Here is a 19,598-nt window from a genome sequence, read left to right on the forward strand (position 1 = left end):
GCACCGGTTCGGGACCCCGCCCCGCCGCGCCCTCCCCTGCCGAGCCGGCAGCCCGGATCGCGCGCGGCCCTCGCTGTCAGCTTTCGGATCCCACCATGTTCCACGCCCATCCGCGCACCGCCCTGCCGGTCGCCACCCTCCTCCTCGTCCCGCTTCTCGCGTCCGCCGCTTCGGCCCATGCCCTGCTGGAGCGCAAGGAGGCCGCGCCCAACGCCGCCTATCGCGGCGTCGTCCAGATCATGCATGGCTGCGACGGCCAGCCGACCACCCGCGTCAGCGTCTCGATCCCCGAGGGCGTGACCGGCGCCAAGCCGATGCCCAAGCCCGGCTGGACCATCGCCACCACGCGGTCGGCCTATGCCAAGCCCTACCCGTCCTTCCACGGGACCGTCACGGAGGGTGTGACCACGATCACGTGGAGCGGCGGCAGCCTGCCGGACGATCAGGTCGACGAGTTCACCTTCTTCGCCCGGGTCTCCGACGCCTTCGAGCCGGGGGCGACGATCTACTTCCCGGTCGAGCAGGATTGCCCCGGGGGCGGCACGCGGTGGAGCGAGATCCCGGCGCAGGGGCAGGACGCCCGTGCGCTCAAGAATCCCGCGCCCGCAGTTCGGATCGTGGCCGCCAAGGGTATGGCGCCGGGAATTCAGACGACCGCCGCGACACCCGCCCCCGCGACACCCGCGAAAACCGAGACCGGGGCGAGCGCCGAGACCAGGGCCGGCACGCTCGCGATCGAGACCCCGTGGCTGCGCGCCACGCCGGGCGGGGCGAAGGTTGCGGGCGGCTACGTGACCCTGCGCAACACCGGCTCGGAGCCCGACCGGCTGACCGGCGCCACGATCGCCCGCGCCGGGCGCGGCGAGATTCACACGATGTCGACGGAGAACGGGGTGATGAAGATGGCCCCCGTCGAGGGCGGCCTGACGATTGCCCCCGGCGCGGGTGTCGCGCTGAAGCCCGGCGGGCTGCACCTGATGTTCCTCGACCTGACCGAAGCCTTGCGGGCCGGCGAGACCGTGTCGGGCACGCTCACCTTCGAGCGAGCCGGCACCGTTCCGGTGACCTTCACGGTGGCTCCGATCGGTGCCCAGGCCCCCGGCGCGACAGCCCCCGAATCCGGCGGTCATCAGCATCACCATTGATGTGAGCGCGGCGTGCGACGCCGCGTCCGGCCCGGCGAGCCCCGTCGATCGGCGGGGCTCCCTATCTGTCCCTCAGCCTCCACGCCCTGGCGCCGAGCCCCGCGTCCGGGACTTTCACCATCGGAGACGAACCATGCGCCTGTCCGCCCTCCCGCTGCCGGCCCTCGCACGAAGCATCACCCTTTGCCTTGCCCTCACGGGTCTTTCGGCGGGACCGCTCTCAGCCCACGATTACTCCGCCGGCCCCCTCAAGATCGGCCATCCCTGGAGCCGCGCCACGCCCGGCGGCGCCAAGGTCGCGGCGGGCTATCTCACCGTCACGAATACGGGGAACAGCCCGGATCGCCTCACCGGCGCGAGCGTGACCGCGGCCGGTCGCGCCGAGATGCACAGCATGTCGAGCGAGGGCGGCGTGATGCGGATGGCGCCGCTTCCGAACGGCCTCGAGATCCCGCCCGGCGGCACGGTGACCCTCGCGCCCAGCGGCAACCACCTGATGTTTCTCGACCTGAAGCAGCCGTTCAAGCAGGGTGAGCGGATCGCCGGCACCCTCACCTTCGAGCGGGCCGGCACGGTGCCGGTCGAGTTCGTCGTCGAGGGCATCGCGGCCAAAGGGCCCGACAAGGGGCATGAGAAGGGGCACGACCATGCCCACTGAGCCCGCCGATGGCCCCCATCGGGGGCCGCAGCGGGGCGGGGGCCTGATCCTCGCCCTGTTCGCCCTCGGCCTCGCCGCCATCGTCGGGACGACGGTGGTCTTCCTGCCGTGGGGGCCGAAGCCGCCGCCGATCTCCGTGGTGGGCGGCGCGTTCCGACTCGAATCCTCGAAGGGCGGCGTGCTCGATTCGCGCGACCTCAAGGGCCAGCCCTACCTCGTGTTCTTCGGCTTCACCCAGTGCCCGAACGTCTGCCCGACGACCCTGGCGGATCTCGGCAATCTGCTCGACCGGTTCGCGCGCGAGGGCGGCGACATTCACGCCTATTACATCACCGTCGATCCCGAGCGGGACACGCCGGAGATCATGCGGGACTACATGGCCTCGTTCAGCGAGCGGATCACCGGCCTGACCGGGAGCCCGCAGGCGATCGCGCAGGTGACGCAGGCCTATCGCGCCGAGGTGAAGCGGGTGCCGTTGCCGGATGGCGGCTTCACCCTGGAACATGCCCTGATGGTCTACATGATGGACCGGGACGGGGGCTTCGTGGGGCCGCTCTCCCTGGATGCGGGGCACGACCTCGCCCTCAAGCAGCTGCACCGGCTGGTCTCAGGCGGCCGCGACAGCTGACGGCCCCGCCTTCCCGTTCGGGCCGGCGCCGAGCGTATCGTACCGCGCCGGCCTTCCCGAAAGTCGAGGGCCGATGTTCGAAGCGATGCGCCGCGTCGAACCGCAATCGGCATTCCCCTTCGAAGGACGGCTTCCGTCCCGGCTCTGATCAGCGTGTGGGGAGAAACGATCGCCCTTCAGCGTCTCGATCGGCTTCAAGAAGAGCTGGAGGCCGTTTGGACCGGGGGATCGTTGGCCGCGGCACACCGGTCTGCAACGAACGATCTCACCGGAACGGGGATCGGCCACCGGCGTTGGGCGAGGCCGCAACCGAAGGGGCCTCCATGATCGACCTGAACACGGCCACGGCCGCCGAGTTGGACGCCGTGCCCGCCCTCAAGGGCCATGGGCATGAGATCGTCCGCTACCGGGAAGAGCGCGGGCGTTTCACCAGCCTGCGCCAGTTGGACGAGGTGCCCGGCCTCAGCGGCAAGACCGAGGGTGTCGGCGATCAGGTTGAGGTCGCGGACGGCTGAGGTTTTGGCCCAAGCTCCCGTTCACCATTCTGGCAGCCTCGCGCAACCAAATGCGGCGCTGCTCCGTCAATCGATACGGTCAACGGAGAGGATCGGATGACGGACCGTGGGGATCTCCCCTCGGCGGAAGCTTTGACGCTGATGTCGGCCGCGGAGTTCGTGTCGGCTTGGTGCCGGATCGTGGGCGAGCCCCCGGCCATCGTGCTGGAGAGCCGCCGTGAGATGATCCGCATCCTTGCCGGGGACATGCCGCCCGTGCCGGTTCGAGCCGACGAGCAGCCCGCCCTGCCCGCAGCCGAAAGCGGTCAAGCGCCGCTCTAGCCCCTCGCATTTTCGTCAATCGCTGGCGTTCATGCCCGTCGGTCCACCGCAATCCGCGGCTCGGCGGACGGCCTGTCGTCGTCACCCGCTTGAGGCGTCAAGCTTGGCCGTCTTGGCCTCGCTCGGGGGCGCAGCGGGCCGTCTTGGCGAGGTGTCGAACCTCGTCCAGCAAGGGCTGCAGCGTCGCCCCGGCGAGACGGCCCCGCACACCGAGCTGATCCAACGCCGATTGCAGCCCGGCGAGTTCGCGCTCCAGATCGCCGTACAGGTTCAGGAGCGCCTCGTGGTCGGCCCGGAGAGCCGGCACTTCGGAGCCGAGATCGCCCCCCGCTGCCTGTGCCTCGGCCAATTCTGTGACGAGGCGGCTGACCTGCCCTGTCGCGAGGCCCATGGTCGGCAGGGTGGGGATCTCGGCCCCGCTCATCAGGCGGCCCGCACCGTGTTGAGGAAGCGCGCCACCTCCGCGCCGAGATGCTCGGACTGGCGCGAGAGCTCGGATGCCGCGGACAGCACTTGGCTGGCGGCGGCGCCGGTTTCCTCGGAGGCCTGTGCCACACCGGCGATGTTGCTCGTCACCTCGCCCGTGCCGCTGGCCGCCTGCGAGACGTTGCGCACGATCTCCTGTGTGGCGGCACCCTGCTCCTCCACCGCGGCGGCGATCGTCGTCGTCATCGCGTTGATCTCCCGGATCCGGCTCGTGATCGTCCCGATCGCCGTCACGGCCTGACTCGTCGCTCCCTGGATCTGGGCGATCTGGCCCGAAATCTCGCCCGTGGCCCGGGCCGTCTGGGCCGCGAGTTCCTTGACCTCGCTGGCCACGACCGCGAAGCCGCGCCCGGCCTCACCCGCGCGGGCTGCCTCGATCGTGGCATTGAGGGCCAGCAGGTTCGTCTGTCCGGCGATGTTCGAGATCAGGCTCACCACATCGCCGATCCGGGTCGCGGCCTGGCTCAGTTCGCCGACGAAATGCGCCGTCTGGTCCGCTTCGCCTGCGGCCGTCTGCGCGAGACTGGCCGATCCGTGGACCTGGCGTCCGATCTCCTGGACGGAGGCGCCCAGTTCCTCGGCGGCGGCGGCGACGGTGCTGACGTTGGAGGCTGCCTCCTCCGCGGCCGCCGCGACCGTGGTGGACTGGCTCGCCGTTTCGGTGGCCGTGGCGGTCATTGTGCTAGCGGTCGCCTGCAGCTCGGTGGCCGACGACGAGACCATGCCGACAATGCCACCGACGGCCCGCTCGAAGCGGTCGGCCAGTTCCAACATGGTGCGCTTCCGCTCGACGGCGGCCGCCTCGTCGGCGATGCGCTTGATCTCCGCCTGCTCGGCCGCCTTCTGCGCGACCATGGCCTTGATGCCTTCGACAGCCTTGCCGATGGCGCCGATCTCGTCGCCGCGGCGGGCCTCCGCGATCTCGGCATCGATGTCGCCCTTGGCCATACGCTGGAGGACGTCGACGAGCCGACCCATCGGCCGGACGGCGCCCCAGATGGCAATGGTGGCGAGCAGGCCGAACGCCACCAGCAATCCTGCCACGGCGAGACCGGTGAGCGTGACGGAGGCCGCCCCGGCGATCTCCGCCGCCCGCGCCTTCGCGGCCTCGAGGTCGCGCAGATTGGTCTCGACGCGCTTGGTGACCGACTCGACGACCTTCCGGCGTGCGGAACGAACCTCGGTGTTGGACACCTTGGACGCCTCGGCGTTGTTGTTCTTCACGCCGAGCGCGATCGACCGCTCCGCGGCGGCGAAGAACAGGTTCAAATCGTCCTTGATGCCGAGATTGGTCGCGCGCCGCGCTTCTGTATCGGCAAGTGCAATGAGCCGATCGATGGCATTGAGCGCCTGCTGCTTGGAGTTCTTGAAGTTCTCGACCTGAGCAGCCAGCGCAGCATCTTCGGTCTCGATGATCGTGTTCTTCTCGCTGATGGATGCCTCATCGAGGGCAACGTTCATCTGCAAAGAAATGACCGCACGGGCTGCATTGACGTCCACGATGTGCTGCGTGTTTTCCGCCAGTGTCGCCAACTTATCCCGCGCCAACAGGATGATGCCGGCGGAAACGATGAGCATCACGGCGGCTGGAATGGCCAGCTTGCCGAGCAGCCGGAGATTGTTGAGCCAGGACATGGTTGACTTCTGAGGGGCAGAAACGCTGCATCCGCCAGCCGCCCTTGTGCCTACGGATTAGGCATCATTTCGTTTGTCATACTAATGACGTATTAACAACAAGAAGTTTTATGACGATCCCTAACATAGGTAGATCCAATTCGCTCATCGAGCGATATTCGCCTCTCAGGGTATCGTGATTTTTGCTTTGGAATAATGTTTTCGATGGTTGCGGCATTCCCCTTCTTGTTTCAACCGGGCCTCACACTCGCCGGTAGCTCCTTTTAGAGGCCGCCTTTCCCGAGGGGCCAGTCAGGCAATCGAACTGCTCGGGTTTCGGAGCTGAACCGACGACGCGTGACACCATTCCGTCCGGGCCGGCGCGTCACGTTCCGAACAGCACGGCGTGCATCACGCGACCCGGCACCAGGGTGAACAGGCCGGTGATCACCAGGGCCCCGACGAACAATCCGATCATGGTCCAGCGATGCGCCTCGATGCGTCGAGCGCGGGCATGGACGATTGCGACGGCGAGCATGATCAACGCCGCCGCCGAGAGGAGATGGATCGGGCTCCACTGCTGGCCGCCGATGCCGAAGGAACTCGCCGCGGCGAGCCCCATCAGCACGACCCAGCCCCAACCGAGGATGCGGTGACGCGCTCCTCCCTTGGGCAGGAAAAGCTGGGCAGACCCGAGCCCGAGGGCCGCCAGGGCGGCTCCGGCATGGGCCATCACGATCGCGCCTGCCTCGAAGAGCGGTGTCAAGGTCATGCCGCGAACCGCTCCATCGGAGGGCCAACCGTGCGCCACCCGCTGTCGCGCAGTACACCTCAAGATAGAAATTCTATTCAGGGCTTCGATGGGACTCCGGCGGCGCCTCACGCCGCGCTGGTATCGAGGGCCCGCAGGTTGGCGACGAGTTCGGAGAAGCCGTCGCCCTGGATCAGCACGTGGCGGCGCAGTTGCTCGGCCGCGGTGGCGCCGTCGCCCGCCAGGATCGCGGTCACCACCGCCTCGTGCTCGCTGAGCGATTGCGCCACGCGGTGGCGGGTGCGCAGTTGCAGGCGGCGATAGGGCGAGAGGCGCCGGTGCAGCGCCAAGGCCTGGCCGCACAGGAAGGCGTTGCGGCAGGCCCGGTAGACCACCGTGTGAAACACGTAGTTCTCGCCGTAATAGGCTTCCGGATCGCCCTCGGCGGCGGCGCGGCGGCAGGCCTCGAGGGCGGCCTTCAACTCGACCTCCAGCTCCGGCGTGAGGCGGCGGGCGGCGAGCCGTCCGCAGGATGCCTCCAACTCCGCCATCGTCTCGAACATTTCCAGGAGATGGCCCGGCTCCGGGGCACTCACCACCATGCCCTTGCGCGGCTTGGTCTCGACCAGGCCGGTGGCGGCAAGTTGCAGGAGCGCCTCGCGGATCGGCGTGCGCGAGACCCCGAACCGCTCCGCGAGCTGCGTCTCGTCCAGGCGGGACCCTACGGCGAGGCGCCCGTCGACGATCTCGTCCTCGATCGTCTGCCGGAGGCGCTGGGTCTGATTCATGGCGGCAGCTCGTCGGCGATTTCCTGCTAGAGCATATTCGGAGCGGTTGACAAAATATGCAAGATGGCGCGATCTTGTATATTATGTTGCGCAGCAAGAATATTTTGCAGCGCACAATAGAACCGCGACAAGCGGATACCGCGCGCGAACCCGCGAAAGCGGATTTCGGAAGGAAACGCCATGACAAGCGCCTCGACGCTGAACCGCCGCCACCTGCTCGCGGCCGGCCTCGCCGCACCGGCTCTGCTGACCTTCGGCCGCGGCACCGCCCAGGCCGCCACGACCTTGAAGATCTCGCACCAATTCCCCGGCGGCTCGATCGACGAGGGGGATTTCCGCGATCGGATGTGCCGCAAGTTCGCCGCCGCCGTGAAGGAGCGTTCGAAGGGCGCCATCGACGTGCAGGTCTATCCCGGCTCGTCGCTGATGAAGACCAACGCCCAGTTCAGCGCCATGCGCAAAGGCGCGCTCGACCTCTCACTCTATCCCTCCCCTTACGCGGGCGGCGAGGTCCCCGAACTCAATATCGGCCTGATGCCGGCGCTCGTGTCCTCCTACGCGCAAGCCCTCGCCTGGAAGACCGCCCCCGTCGGCAAGAAGCTCACCGAGATCCTCGACGCCAAGGGCATCGTCCTCGTCTCCTGGGTGTGGCAGGCCGGGGGCATCGCGAGCCGCGAGCGCCCGCTGCTGACGCCGGACGACGCCAAGGGCATGAAGGTCCGCGGCGGCTCGCGCGAGATGGACCTGATGATGAAGCAGGCGGGCGCCGCCACCCTCTCGCTGCCCTCGAACGAATCCTACGCCGCCATGCAGACCGGGGCCTGCGACGCGGTGCTGACCTCCTCCACCAGCCTGATCTCGTTCCGCCTGGAGGAGATCTCCAAAGCGCTGACCTCGGGCCGCGAGCGCTCCTACTGGTTCATGCTCGAGCCGATCATGATGTCCAAGATCGTGTTCTCCGGCCTGCCGAAGGACCAGCAGGACTTGATCATGGCGGTCGGCAGCGAGCTGGAGAGCTTCGGGCAGGAGGGCGCCAAGGCCGACGACACCCGGGTCGAGGAGGTGTTCTCCAAGGCGGGGGCGAAGGTCGTTCAGCTCGACGAGGCGACTTTGGGCAAGTGGCGCGACATCGCCCGCGACACCGCCTGGAAGGACTTCGCCAACAAGAACGCGTCCTGCGCCGAACTCCTCAAGCTGGCGGAGCAGGTCGCATGAGCCACGCCTTCGACGCGGCCTCGGCCGCCTCCGAGACCCGCAAGGCCGAGGAGCCGCGGGTTCCGGGCCTTCTCGGGGTCATCGACCGGACCCTGCGCCGGCTCAATCACGTCATCCTGGTCTGCGGCGGCCTCGCGCTGGTCGCGGCCTGCCTCGTCCTGAGCTACTCGGTGGTGATCCGCTACGTCCTGCACGAGCCCACCGAGTGGCAGGACGAGAGCGCCGTGTTCCTGATCGTCGGCGCGACCTTCCTCTCGGCGGCGGGCGTGCAGGCCAAGCGCGGCCATGTCGCCATCGAGGCGCTGACCGGCCTGCTCTCCCCCGCGGTCAACCGGGTGCGTCTTATCCTCGTCGATGGGGTGAGCCTCGCCTTCGTGACCTTCTTCGCCTGGAAGAGCTGGAGCCTGTTCCACGAGGCCTGGGTCGACGGCCAGATCTCGCAATCGACCTGGGGGCCGCCGCTCTGGATCCCCTACGTCCTGATGTCGGCGGGCATGAGCCTCCTGACGCTCCAGCTCGTCCTGCAGATCGCGCAAGCCCTCCTCTACGGACCGTGGGCCGCGGGCTTTGCCGGCCGCAAGATCGGCATGGGCGCCGATCTCAACAAGAACCGCGACGACGCGGCTTCCCTGTCGGGCGCACCCCTCACCACCAAGACCGGAGGACACCGATGAGCACCGCCGCGATCGGTTTCCTCTATGCCGGGGCGACGCTCGGGGCGATGCTGTCGGGCATCCCCATCGCCTTCGCGCTCGGCTTCGTCGCGCTCGCCTTCATGTACGCGTTCATGCCCGCCGCCTCGCTCGATACGGTGGCGCAGAACGTCTACGAGGAGATGGCCTCGATCACCCTGCTCTCGATCCCGCTCTTCATCCTGAAGGGCGCGGCGATCGGGCGCTCGCGCGCCGGCCAGGACCTCTACTCGGCGATGCATGCCTGGATGCATCGCATCCCCGGAGGCCTCGGCATCGCCAACGTCTTCGCCTGCGCGCTGTTCGCCGCCATGGCCGGCTCCTCGCCCGCCACCTGCTCGGCGATCGGCTCGGCCGGCATTCCGGAGATGCGGAAGCGCGGCTACTCGCCGGGCTTCGCCGCCGGGATCATCGCCGCGGGCGGCACGCTCGGCATCCTGCTGCCGCCCTCGATCACCATGATCCTCTACGCGGTCGCCGCCGAGCAATCGCTGGGGCGCCTGTTCCTCGCCGGCATCGGGCCGGGCTTCCTCCTGGTCGCGCTGTTCGCCGGCTGGTCGGTGTTCCGCTTCCGCTCGGAATTCGCCGCCGCGAAACTGGCCTACGAGCGGACCGGCACGCAGCACCCGATCCTGAAGGAAGACACCTACAGCATGCGGGAGCGCTTCTCGACGCTGCCGCGGGTGCTGCCCTTCGTGGTGCTGCTCACCGGCGTCATGGTCGCGCTCTACGGCGGCTACGCCACGCCCTCCGAGACGGCGGGGCTGGGCGGCCTGCTGGCGCTGGCGCTCATCGCGGTGATTTACGGCGTCTGGCGCTTCCGCGACCTCGACCCGATCCTCACGGCGACGCTGCGGGAATCGACCATGCTGATGCTGATCATCGGCATGTCGCTCCTCTACGCCTACGTGATGAGCTACCTCCACATCTCTCAGGCGGCGGCGCAGGCCATCGTCGCGATGCAGCTCTCGCCCTGGGTGCTGCTCGCCACCATCCTGTCGCTGGTGATCGCGCTCGGCTTCTTCCTGCCGCCGGTCTCGATCATCCTGATGACGGCGCCGATCATCCTGCCGCCCTTGAAGGCCGCCGGGTTCGACCTCGTCTGGTTCGGTGTCGTGATGACGATCACCATGGAGATGGGCCTGATCCACCCGCCGGTAGGCCTCAACATCTTCGTCATCAAGAACATCGCGCCCGACATCCCCTTGAAGGACATCATCTGGGGCACGCTGCCCTTCGTGATCCTGATGGCCGTGGCGATCGTCCTGCTCTGCCTCGTGCCGGGCATCGCCCTCTGGCTGCCGGACCTGCTCCTGCCGTCGACGCGCTAGAGCACGATGCGGAAAAGTGGAATCCGGTTTTCCGGAATCATCGTGCGACCACAAAGAGATAGAGCGTGCTGCTGTTTCCGTAGAAATGCAGCACGCTCTAGGGCGCAATCCAGGCACACGGCTGCCGCTTCGTCGGAAGAGGTCGCGGCATAACGGAACCTGAGAACTCGAGACGGCGTCCGATCCGCAAGGGTCGGGCGCCGTCCGCATGTCGGGGGCTCCCCAGAACGCCCCGTGGTGAACCACCCGTCAACGATACCGGTAAAACCCGCCTTAACCGTCGCCTGCCAGGATGCCGGCTCCGAGGGGCCAGAATGGGAGACGATCCGTGACGAAGACGGTCACCGAGACGAAGCCCAAGGCGGAGGCCGCCGCGCCGCCGCTGAGCCAGGGCGTGCGCCGCCATCTCGGCAAGAATCTGCGCAGCCTCTACGCCGGCTGCCTCACCGAACCGGTCGGCGAGCGCATCGAGGCGCTGATCGCGCGCCTCGGAAAGACGCGGGGATAGCGCCTCGGCCCCTTCACACGACGTCCGTGCGATCGCCGCGTGCTCCGCCTCACCCCGCCCACCGCGCGGCGAACAGGCCGTGGTTCCGGCGGGTTGCGGAGCACGGGACGGCTTCGGCCCACGCCTCGCACGGGCGGGGAGGCCAGACGAGCCGGGCCGAAGGCCCTTCAGGCTCGCCAGTCCGGCAGGTCGCCCGCGGGCGCGCCGAGCCAGTCCGGGACGGGCAGGCCGCGCTCCGTGAGAAAGGCGGGGTTGAACAGCTTCGAGGCGTAGCGCGCCGCCCCATCGCACAGGATCGTCACGATGGTGTGGCCCGGCCCCAGGGCACGGGCCAGCCGGATCGCGCCCGCCACGTTGATGCCCGAGGAGCCCCCGAGCGACAGGCCCTCCTCCCGCATGAGCCGGAAAACGATCTCGAGCGCTTCCGTGTCGGGAATCCGGAAGGAGAGGTCCGGGGCGAACCCCTCGAGGTTCTTCGTCACCCGGCCCTGGCCGATGCCCTCAGTGATCGAGGACCCTTCGGCCTTGAGCGTCCCGGTGCTGTAGAGGCTGTGCAGCGCCGAACCCTCCGGATCCGAGAGCGCGATCGTCACGCCGGGCTTGGCGGCCCGCAACGCCTCCGCCACGCCCGCCAGCGTGCCGCCGGTTCCGGCGGCGCAGACGAAGCCGTCGACGGCCCCGCCGGTCTGCGCGACGATCTCGGGGCCCGTCCCCTCGATATGGGCCCGGCGGTTCGCGACGTTGTCGAACTGGTCGGCGAAGAAGGCGCCGGCCTCTTCCGTCTCGGCCAGGCGCTCGGCGAGGCGACGGGCGGCGTGGACGTAGTTGTTGGGATTGGCGAAGGGGACGGCGGGCACCTCCACGAGGCGGGCACCGGCGAGCCGCAGCGTCTCCTTCTTCTCCGCGGACTGGGTCTCGGGGATGACGATGACGGTGCGGTAGCCGCGCACCGCCGCCACCAGGGCGAGCCCGATCCCGGTATTGCCCGCCGTGCCCTCGACGATGGTGCCGCCGGGCCGGATCAGGCCGCGCTTCTCCGCGTCGCGCACGATCGAGAGGGCGGCCCGGTCCTTCACCGAGAGACCCGGATTGAGGAATTCGGCCTTGCCGAGAATGGTGCAGCCGGTCTCCTCCGAGGCACGGCGCAGCCGGATCAGCGGCGTATTGCCCACCGCGGCCAGAACGTCCTGCGCGGATGTCTGCGGGACGTCGCGGGGTGCGGTCATGCGTGTCGGCCTCCGGCACCGGCCCCGGAATGGGCGCCGGTCGTCGGCGAGGCTTAATCGCCGGGTTTTCAGGAATCCAGGTAGCCGGCCTCCTGGAGCGCCTCGGCGATCGCAAGAAAGAAGGGATCATCCGACGAGAGCCCGTCGGACGAAGGGTTTCTCCTCTCGGGCTCGGCCTTTGCCGATGCCTCGGAAACGGGTGCGGACGTCGCGCCGAAACCGAACAGGCCGGCGGCGGTCAGGAGGGAGTCGCTCAGAAGGGCCATGCCATAAGTGTCCCGAAACAGGACGCCGGCGGAATCACATCGGTTAAAACAACCTTAACAACTTTCCGAGAGCCGGCCGGTGCGAGCCGGTTCAGCGTCCATTCAAGCGCAGAGGCCGATCGGGAGCGAGTGTGTTCTCGATGCACCGCTTTCGGGCACGTGAGGCCCCGCCGCCGCCGCAATCGGACGTGAGGGAACACATCCTCAAGCTTCTCCGGCTATCCCCGGACAGGCGTGCCTTCCCGACTTCCCGGTCCTCCCTCGAAAGAACGAAACGTTCCATGACGGTCGTCGTCCTCATCGCCTGCAACCTGTTGCTGGCCGGCCTGTTTTCCCTCGTCGCCGTCGTCGTCGACTGACCGGAGGGCTGCGGCCCTTTCCCCGATACTGCACGAAGCGCTCCCCCTTCCGTTCCCGGGGACGGTGGCGCCATCGCTCGACCGAGGCGATGACCCTGCCTCTCCGGCTTTCGGGATCGTCGTGCGGGGCTCACGGCCCGCATTGGAGATCGACCACCGCGGCGAGAACCGGCGCGACGGCCGCACCGGGCGTCGCCGTGGCAACGGGCGCCGCAGAGGGTGGCAGGGCAGATCCGATTCCGCTCCGCTTCAGGAAGGCGGCCACGGCGGTGGCCGGCACCGTCGGGTAGCGCGTGGGCGGCATCACCCCGGCGATCAGGCGCGGCGCCACCGGCGCCCGCGCGACGAGGCCGACGAGTCGGCCCGCCCGATCGAGAACCGGCGCGCCGCCCGCCCCCGGCTGGAGCGGCGCGTACACGCCGCCGGGTCCGGCGATGCCGGGGGCGACGCTCCGGCCCCCGCCCGTTCCCGCCGCGAGGACCAGCAGCGCCTCGTCCGCACCGACGGCATCCGCTCGAAGAACCGGACCTGCGCCGCCACCGAGCCCCTCGACCCGCAGCAGCACCAGGGAATTGGCCGCGTCGCGTGCCTCGCTCCGGCCCGGCAACCCGCCGATCCGGGGGGCCGGGCAGTCGTCGAGAGCGGAGGCCGTCGTCAGGACGTGCCCGCCGCCGAGATTCAACCCCGTCGCGGAGGCGCGCGCTTCGGCCGGCGGCGCGGCCGGCGTGACGGCGGGGCCGGGCCCCGGTCGGGGCGTGGGGTCGGACCTCGCCGAGGCGACCGCCGGAGGCGTCGGCGCGGGCGGCTCCGCTGCGGGAAACGGCGCGAAGCTGTTGGCCACCGCGATCACCAGGGGCTCGACCTCGCCCGCAAGGGCCCGGTCGTAGCCCAGGGCGAAGCCGCGAATGCCGGCTTCGCCCTGGGCATAGCGGACATAGGAGCGCCCCGTCGCGGTCTCGGCGGTCACGACGATGAAGTCGGGTTTCTTCAGCTTGTAGGTGACCTTACGCTCCGGCGCCGCGGCGGTGGCGCGCTCGAACAGCGCGTCGAGATCGGTCGTGCCGGGCGGAAAGGATCGGGTGTCGAGGGTCACGCGGCCATCGGCGCTCTGCCAACGGGTGCCGCCGGGCAGGGGGCTGCGCTTCGACAGCAGGCGCTCCGGCACGCCGATCGCGGCTCCGCTCGCAGCGTCCGTCTGAATCCGGAACCGCGCCGCCTTCCGCGCCGCATCGGCCGCCGCGGCGAGGGCCGCCCGCTCCGGCGCGGCGAGTTGGCCGGTGGGCGGGGCCCCGGTGCGCCGCTGATAGGTGGCGATGCCGTCGAAGGTCCGTCGCCCGAAGCCACCCGTGGTCACGCCGTTATAGTCGCCGGTCCAGACCAGCGCGTCCTGCACCGCGCGCCGCTCGGGCTCGAGCAGAGCCTCGAAGGCCGACCGCGCCGCCTCGAAGGTGGGATCGAGCGCGGGCGCGGCAGGCTTGGGGGTGGGCACCGCGGGCTTGGCGGCGGGTGCCGGAGGGACCGCCTGCGCCGAAGCGTCGAAGGCGAGCCCGAGGGCGGCCAGCGCCGCAAGGCCCGTTCGAATCGCTGCCATCCGCTGTCGCATCGCCGTCGTCCGTCCCGACGCGCGGGCGCGTCGCCGGGAGAATGATGCCCGTCTCGGGCGCGCCCCGACAAGCTGTGACGAGCGTTGCGGCGCCCGTTCCAAGTGATAGCGTGCCACCGACGGCGCACGGGATCGCGCGAGACCGCACGGCGCCGGTCGGGGAGGCGATGCATGTCCCAGGGCAACCGGATCCGGCGCCTCGCCGTGCTGTCGGCGGCGCTGATGACAGCGTCCCTGGCGGCGATCCCGCCCGCCGCCGCCCAGGCGCTCCGCCCCGCACCACCGCAGAAATCCGCCACGGCCCCGGTCCAGAAAGGCTTCCTGCGCGAGGCGCTCGCCAGCGCGGGCGTGCGCCTGGAGGCGACGCTGAAGGCCGAGGCGCCCCCCGGCGCCAAGACGGCCGCCCAGTGGCGCCGCGAGGCGGAGGCCGCGGGCAAGAGCGACGAGGCCGAACCCGATGCCGAGATGAATGCCTATGCCGCGGCCATCGCGGCCGACCCAAGCGATATCCGGAATTGGCTCGACTATGCCCGCACCGCCGCCGTGGCCGGCGCCGACGAGGAGCGCGGCGATTATTCGGCCCGGCTCAAGCTCAGGAACCGCGCGGCGGCCGCCGCCTACCAGGGTTACCTCAAGGCGAGGACGCCCGCCGACGAGGCCCGCGCGCTCGCCCGCCTCGGCGAGGTCCAGGCGGCGCAGAACGAGTGGCGCCCGGCGATGGAGGCCTACCGGGCGAGCCTCGCGCTCAAGGACGATGCGCCGACGCGGGGCACCTACGAAAAACTGCGCGAGGAGCACGGCTTCCGCATCCTCGACTACAAGGTCGATTCCGACGCCGCCGCGCCGCGAGTCTGCTTCACCTTCTCGGAGGCGCTCCTACCCAAGTCCGATTACGCCCCCTTCGTCGCCGTCTCGGGCGCGAGCAACGCGGCGGTGACGGCGGAGGGCCAGCAGCTCTGTGTCGACGGACTGAAGCATTCCGAGCGCTACGCCTTCGTTCTGCGCCAGGGCCTGCCCTCCACCGTCGGCGAGAACCTCCTGAAGGCCGCGGATTACGAGGTCTATGTTCGCGACCGCTCCCCCCAGGTCCGCTTCACCGGCCGCAACTACGTCCTGCCGCGCACCGGACAGGCCGGCGTGCCGCTTGTCTCGGTCAACGCGCCCACACTCGACGTGGAGGTGCTGCGCATCGGCGACCGTGGCCTGCTGCCGACCCTTCGCTCGGAAGAGTTCCTGAGCCAGCTCAGCGGCGCGACCGCCAAGGGGATCGCCGACCAGAAGGGCCAGCGGGTCTGGAAGGGGACGCTCGACACGGCGAAGGCCGAGACGAACCGCGAGGCGGTCACCGCCTTCCCCGTGCTCCAGGCGGTCGGCACGCTCGAGCCCGGCCTCTACCTGATGCTCGCCAAGCCCACCGGCACCACCGATGCGTCGTCGGACGAGGAGGGCGGGTACGAGACCCAGGCAACGCAATGGTTCGTCGTCTCCGATCTCGGGCTGACCGCCTTCAAGGGACGCGACGGCGTGCACGTGCTGGTCCGCTCGCTCGCCAGCGCCAAGGCGGTGTCGGGGGCCGAGATCCGCTTGGTCGCCCGCAACAACGACGTGCTCGCCACCGCCAAGACCGACGGCCAGGGCCACGCCGCCTTCCCCGGCGGGCTGGCCCGCGGCGAGGGCGGGCTGGCGCCGGGCCTCGTCGTGGCGCAGATCGGCGACGATTACGGCTTCCTCGACTTGGCGCAGGGCGCCTTCGACCTGTCCGACCGCGGCGTGAAGGGCCGTGTGGCGCCGGGCGGCGCGGAGGCCTACGTCTTCCCCGAGCGCGGGGTGTACCGCTCCGGCGAGACGGTGCAGTTGACCGCCCTGTTGCGCGATCCGCAGGGCGCGGCGGTGGCGGGGCTGCCCCTCACCCTCGTGGTGAAGCGGCCGGACGGTGTCGAATATCGCCGCGCGGCGGTCGCCGACGCGGGGCTCGGCGGGCGGGCCCTCTCGCTGCCGCTGATGGCCGGCGCTATGCACGGCACGTGGCGGGTCTCCGCCTACACCGATCCGAAGGCGCCCCCGGTCGGCGAGGCGAGCTGGCTCGTCGAGGATTACGTCCCCGAGCGGCTGGAGGTCAGCCTCACCCCGCGGACGCCGACGCTGACGCGCGGCGAGCCTGCCACCATCGACGTGGCGGCCCGCTACCTCTACGGCGCACCGGGCGCGGGCCTCGACGTCTCGGCCACGGTCGCGGTGCAACCCGCAACCGCGTCCGGCATCAAGGGCCTGGACGGCTATTCCATCGGCCTCGACGACGAGGCGGTGGAGGCCACCACCACGGAGGCCGAGGCCAAGGCCACCACCGACGCGCGGGGGCAGGCGAGCCTCACCGTGCCGGTGCAGGAGTTGGCGGCGCCCCGGCCGCTGGAAGCCAAGATCACTCTCTCCGTCGGCGAGCCGGGCGGGCGGGCCTTGAGCCGCAGCGTGACCCTGCCGATCCTGCCCTCGAACCCCGTTCTGGCGATCCGCAAGGGATTCGGCAGCGAGCTCTCGGACGGCGCGACCGCGACCTTCGATCTCGTGATGGCCGCCCCCGATGGGCGACGCCTTCCCCAGGACGGCGTGGTCTGGACGCTGTCGAAGCTCGAGCGAACCTATCAATGGTACCGCGAGGACGGGCGCTGGAGCTTCGAGCCGGTGAAGTCGAGCCGCCGCGTCGCCGACGGGCGCGCGGCGATCTCGGCCGATGCCCCCGCCCGCATCGCCGCGCCGGTCGGCCTCGGGCAGTACCGCTTGGAGGCCACCGTGCCGGGCCAGCCGCAGGCGGCGGCGAGCGTGACATTCTCGGTCGGTTGGGGCGGCTCCGAGAGCGCCGACGTGCCCGATCTTCTGGACCTGACCCTCGACAAGGCCGCCTACGCGTCCAGTGAACGCCTCCGGGCCCGGCTCGCGCCGAAATTCGCGGGCACGGCGACGCTTGCCGTGGTGAGCGATCACGTCCACGAGATCCGCGACGTCACCGTCGCCGAGGGCGGCACCACGGTCGATATCCCCGTCAAGGCGGAATGGGGCTCCGGCGCCTACCTCGTCGCCACCGCCTATCGGCCGCTGGATCAGGCGGCCAAGCGCATGCCGGGTCGGGCACTCGGCCTCGCATGGTTCTCGATCGACCGGGAGAAGCGCGGCCTTTCCGTCTCGCTGGAAGCGCCGGACAAGGTGCGGCCCCGCGGCACGCTGACCGTGCCGGTCAAGATCGCCGGGCTTCAGGCCGGCGAGGAGGCGCGGGTGACGCTGGCGGCGGTCGATGTCGGCATCCTCAACCTCACCCGCTACGAGGCGCCGAACCCGTTCCAGTACTTCTTCGGCCAGAAGGCGCTCGGGCCGGAGTTGCGCGATCTCTACGGCTACCTGATCGACGGCATGCAGGGCACGCTCGGGGCGATCCGCTCCGGCGGCGACGGCGGGTCGGCCGAACTCGCCGATACGCCGCCGACGCAGGCGCCGTTGGCGCTCTATTCCGGTGTCGTCACGGTCGGCGCCGATGGGACGGCACGCATTCCGCTGGACCTGCCGGCCTTCAACGGCACCGCCCGATTGATGGCGACCGCCTGGACCAAGACGCGGGTGGGTCAGGCGCAGGCCGACGTGATCGTGCGCGATCCCGTCGTGCTCACCGGCACGCTGCCGCGCTTCCTCAATGTCGGCGACCGCTCGCGCTTCTTCGTGGCGCTCGACAATGTCGAGGGCGGGGCCGGCGACTACACGGTCGATCTCGACCTGTCGGGTCCCGTCGTGGTGGCGGGCGAGGCCCTGCACTCGACGCTCCGGCTGGAGGCGGGCGCCAAGGGGCAGATCGTGATCCCGATCACCGCCGCGGGGCCCGGCCTCACCCGGCTCGACCTGACGCTGACCGGCCCGGGCATCCAGGGGAGTGCCGGCCAATCCTTCGCCCTAGCCATCGGCCCCGGCACCGGTGCGCTGGTGCGCCGTTCGGTGCACCCGCTGGAGCCGGGCGCGAACCTCGACATCACGGCGGACCTGCTCGCCGACATCCTGCCCGGCACCGGCGCGGTCTCGGTGGCGGCCAACCGCCTCGCCGGGATCGACGTGGCGGCGCTGCTGCAATCCCTCGACCGCTACCCCTATGGCTGCTCCGAGCAGACGGTGAGCCGGGCGCTCCCGCTCCTCTACGTCAACGGCTTGGCTGCCACGGAGAAACTCGGCCTCGACGGCGCCGTGGACGAGCGGGTGCGTGGGGCCATCGAGCGGGTGCTGGCGCGCCAGGATTCGAGCGGGGCCTTCGGCCTGTGGTCGACGGAGAACGCGGGCGACACGTGGCTCGATGCCTACGTGACCGACTTCCTCACCCGCGCCCGCGAGCGCGGTTTCGCGGTGCCGCAGACCGCGTTCAACAGCGCCCTCGACCGTCTGCGCAACACGGTGGCCAACACCACGAATGTCGAGAATGGCGGGATGGATCTGGCCTACGCGGCCTACGTGCTCGCCCGCAACGGCCGGCCGGTGATGGGCGACCTGCGCTACCTCGCCGACACCAAGATCGCGGATTTCGCCACGCCGCTCGGGCGCGGGCAGCTCGCCGCCGCCCTCGCCCTGCTCGGGGACAGGGGCCGGGCGCAAAAGGCCTTCGACGCGGCGGTGAAGGCGCTGCAGGCGGGCCGCGACAACGGCGATTACCGCGCCGATTACGGCTCCCGCCTGCGCGATGGCGCGGCCCTGCTGGCGCTGTCCGCCGAGACCGGCTTTGCCCGCGAGACGCTCCAGCCCGTGGCCGCGGTGATCGGTCAGGAGCGCGGCGACGCCCGCGCGACCAGCACGCAGGAGAACGCCTGGATGGTCCTGGCCGCGCAAGGCCTCGCCAAGGAATCGGACGCGCTCGGGCTGACGATCGACGGCAAGGCCGAGACCGGCCCGTTCTCGCGGCTCTACCGGGCGCCGGCCCTGGAGGCGCGGCCGGTGCGGATCGCCAATGCCGGCCGCGAGCCGGTGCCGGTGACGCTCAGCGTCTCCGGCAATCCGATCACGCCGGAGCCCGCCGCCGCCCACGGCTACACGGTCGAGCGCGCCTTCTATCGTCTCGACGGCAGCCCGGTGGAGACCGGCAAGCCGCTCCGACAGAACGACCGCCTCGTCGTCGTGCTGACGGTGACCGAGGCGAAGGCGAGCGCCGCGCGCCTGCTCCTCGTCGATCGCCTGCCCGCGGGCCTGGAGATCGACAACCCGAAGCTTCTGGACGCGGACGCGCTCTCGGGATTGAGCTTCGCCAAGAGCGACGTGCTGCCGGTCCATACCGAGTTCCGCGACGACCGCTTCGTGGCGGCCTACGACCGCACGCCGGAGCAATCGGCCTTCTTCTCGGCGGCCTACACGGTGCGGGTCGTCTCGCCGGGCACCTACGTGCATCCGGGGGCGAGCGTCGAGGACATGTACCGCCCCGAGCGGTTCGGGCGCTCCGCGTTCGGATCGGTCGAGGTGGTGTCGGCGAAGTAGGC

At 70.1% G+C, this 19,598-nt stretch carries 17 protein-coding genes; 10 read left to right on the plus strand and 7 right to left on the minus strand.

Features of this window, described 5'->3' with window-relative positions; translation table 11 throughout:
* The first annotated feature begins 95 nt into the window (after window positions 1-95).
* The 5 genes from MFF26_RS01980 (at window position 96) to MFF26_RS02000 (ending at window position 3,267) form a co-directional block, all read left to right on the plus strand.
* Window positions 96-1,145: a DUF1775 domain-containing protein gene (locus MFF26_RS01980; RefSeq protein ID WP_137829523.1), complete on the plus strand. Its 1,050-nt coding sequence runs from the start codon at window positions 96-98 to the stop codon at window positions 1,143-1,145.
* A 133-nt stretch (window positions 1,146-1,278) separates the two neighbouring features.
* Entirely contained in the window at window positions 1,279-1,803 is a 525-nt protein-coding gene (locus MFF26_RS01985) for a copper chaperone PCu(A)C (RefSeq protein WP_238307414.1), read from the plus strand.
* The gene (locus MFF26_RS01990) at window positions 1,793-2,431 is read left to right on the plus strand and encodes an SCO family protein (RefSeq protein WP_137829521.1); all 639 of its coding nucleotides are present in this window, start codon (window positions 1,793-1,795) and stop codon (window positions 2,429-2,431) included. The genes MFF26_RS01985 and MFF26_RS01990 overlap by 11 nt, the downstream gene beginning before the upstream one ends.
* A gap of 323 nt (window positions 2,432-2,754) precedes the next feature.
* Window positions 2,755-2,946: a helix-hairpin-helix domain-containing protein gene (locus MFF26_RS01995; protein WP_137829520.1), complete on the plus strand. Its 192-nt coding sequence runs from the start codon at window positions 2,755-2,757 to the stop codon at window positions 2,944-2,946.
* A gap of 96 nt (window positions 2,947-3,042) precedes the next feature.
* Entirely contained in the window at window positions 3,043-3,267 is a 225-nt protein-coding gene (locus tag MFF26_RS02000; RefSeq protein WP_137829519.1) for a hypothetical protein, read from the plus strand.
* Window positions 3,268-3,364: 97 nt separating this feature from the next.
* Here the strand turns inward: MFF26_RS02000 and MFF26_RS02005 are convergent, their stop codons facing one another.
* The 4 genes from MFF26_RS02005 to MFF26_RS02020 form a co-directional block, all read right to left on the minus strand.
* Window positions 3,365-3,691: a hypothetical protein gene (locus MFF26_RS02005; protein ID WP_137829518.1), complete on the minus strand. Its 327-nt coding sequence runs from the start codon at window positions 3,689-3,691 to the stop codon at window positions 3,365-3,367.
* Window positions 3,691-5,388 carry a methyl-accepting chemotaxis protein gene (locus MFF26_RS02010; protein WP_137829517.1) on the minus strand — a complete coding sequence of 566 codons (1,698 nt, stop codon included), beginning with the start codon at window positions 5,386-5,388 and terminating at the stop codon, window positions 3,691-3,693. The genes MFF26_RS02005 and MFF26_RS02010 overlap by 1 nt, the downstream gene beginning before the upstream one ends.
* Before the next feature lie 364 nt (window positions 5,389-5,752).
* Window positions 5,753-6,139 carry a DUF2306 domain-containing protein gene (locus tag MFF26_RS02015; RefSeq protein ID WP_137829516.1) on the minus strand — a complete coding sequence of 129 codons (387 nt, stop codon included), beginning with the start codon at window positions 6,137-6,139 and terminating at the stop codon, window positions 5,753-5,755.
* Between the two features lie 107 nt (window positions 6,140-6,246).
* Window positions 6,247-6,906 carry a GntR family transcriptional regulator gene (locus MFF26_RS02020; protein WP_137829515.1) on the minus strand — a complete coding sequence of 220 codons (660 nt, stop codon included), beginning with the start codon at window positions 6,904-6,906 and terminating at the stop codon, window positions 6,247-6,249.
* A 180-nt stretch (window positions 6,907-7,086) separates the two neighbouring features.
* On the opposite strand from MFF26_RS02020, the gene dctP reads away from it, so the two are divergent.
* The 4 genes from dctP to MFF26_RS02040 all read left to right on the plus strand — a co-directional run bounded on the left by dctP (window position 7,087) and on the right by MFF26_RS02040 (window position 10,652).
* Window positions 7,087-8,121: a TRAP transporter substrate-binding protein DctP gene (gene dctP / locus MFF26_RS02025; protein WP_137829514.1), complete on the plus strand. Its 1,035-nt coding sequence runs from the start codon at window positions 7,087-7,089 to the stop codon at window positions 8,119-8,121.
* Window positions 8,118-8,795, plus strand: coding sequence for a TRAP transporter small permease (locus MFF26_RS02030; RefSeq protein ID WP_137829513.1), 678 nt, complete (start codon window positions 8,118-8,120; stop codon window positions 8,793-8,795). Before dctP ends, MFF26_RS02030 begins: the two co-directional genes overlap by 4 nt.
* Window positions 8,792-10,144, plus strand: a complete 1,353-nt coding sequence (locus MFF26_RS02035) for a TRAP transporter large permease (RefSeq protein WP_137829512.1) — start codon at window positions 8,792-8,794, stop codon at window positions 10,142-10,144. Before MFF26_RS02030 ends, MFF26_RS02035 begins: the two co-directional genes overlap by 4 nt.
* 328 nt (window positions 10,145-10,472) lie before the next feature.
* On the plus strand, window positions 10,473-10,652 hold the full coding sequence (locus MFF26_RS02040; RefSeq protein ID WP_137829511.1) for a hypothetical protein: 180 nt from the start codon (window positions 10,473-10,475) through the stop codon (window positions 10,650-10,652).
* Window positions 10,653-10,819: 167 nt separating this feature from the next.
* On the opposite strand, the gene MFF26_RS02045 is transcribed toward MFF26_RS02040, so the two are convergent.
* The 3 genes from MFF26_RS02045 to MFF26_RS02055 form a co-directional block, all read right to left on the minus strand.
* Window positions 10,820-11,878: a cysteine synthase A gene (locus MFF26_RS02045; RefSeq protein WP_137829510.1), complete on the minus strand. Its 1,059-nt coding sequence runs from the start codon at window positions 11,876-11,878 to the stop codon at window positions 10,820-10,822.
* 68 nt (window positions 11,879-11,946) lie between these two features.
* Window positions 11,947-12,144 carry a hypothetical protein gene (locus MFF26_RS02050; RefSeq protein WP_137829509.1) on the minus strand — a complete coding sequence of 66 codons (198 nt, stop codon included), beginning with the start codon at window positions 12,142-12,144 and terminating at the stop codon, window positions 11,947-11,949.
* Between the two features lie 489 nt (window positions 12,145-12,633).
* Window positions 12,634-14,094 (minus strand): peptidoglycan-binding protein, encoded by a 1,461-nt coding sequence (locus tag MFF26_RS02055; RefSeq protein WP_238307415.1) that lies wholly within the window; start codon window positions 14,092-14,094, stop codon window positions 12,634-12,636.
* A gap of 183 nt (window positions 14,095-14,277) precedes the next feature.
* Between MFF26_RS02055 and MFF26_RS02060 the strand changes: the two genes are divergently transcribed.
* A complete protein-coding gene (locus MFF26_RS02060) occupies window positions 14,278-19,596 on the plus strand; it encodes an alpha-2-macroglobulin family protein (protein WP_238307416.1) in 5,319 nt (1,772 codons plus the stop codon).
* Window positions 19,597-19,598 lie beyond the last annotated feature (2 nt).

This window comes from Methylorubrum suomiense (assembly GCF_022179765.1).
Lineage (GTDB): Bacteria > Pseudomonadota > Alphaproteobacteria > Rhizobiales > Beijerinckiaceae > Methylobacterium > Methylobacterium suomiense.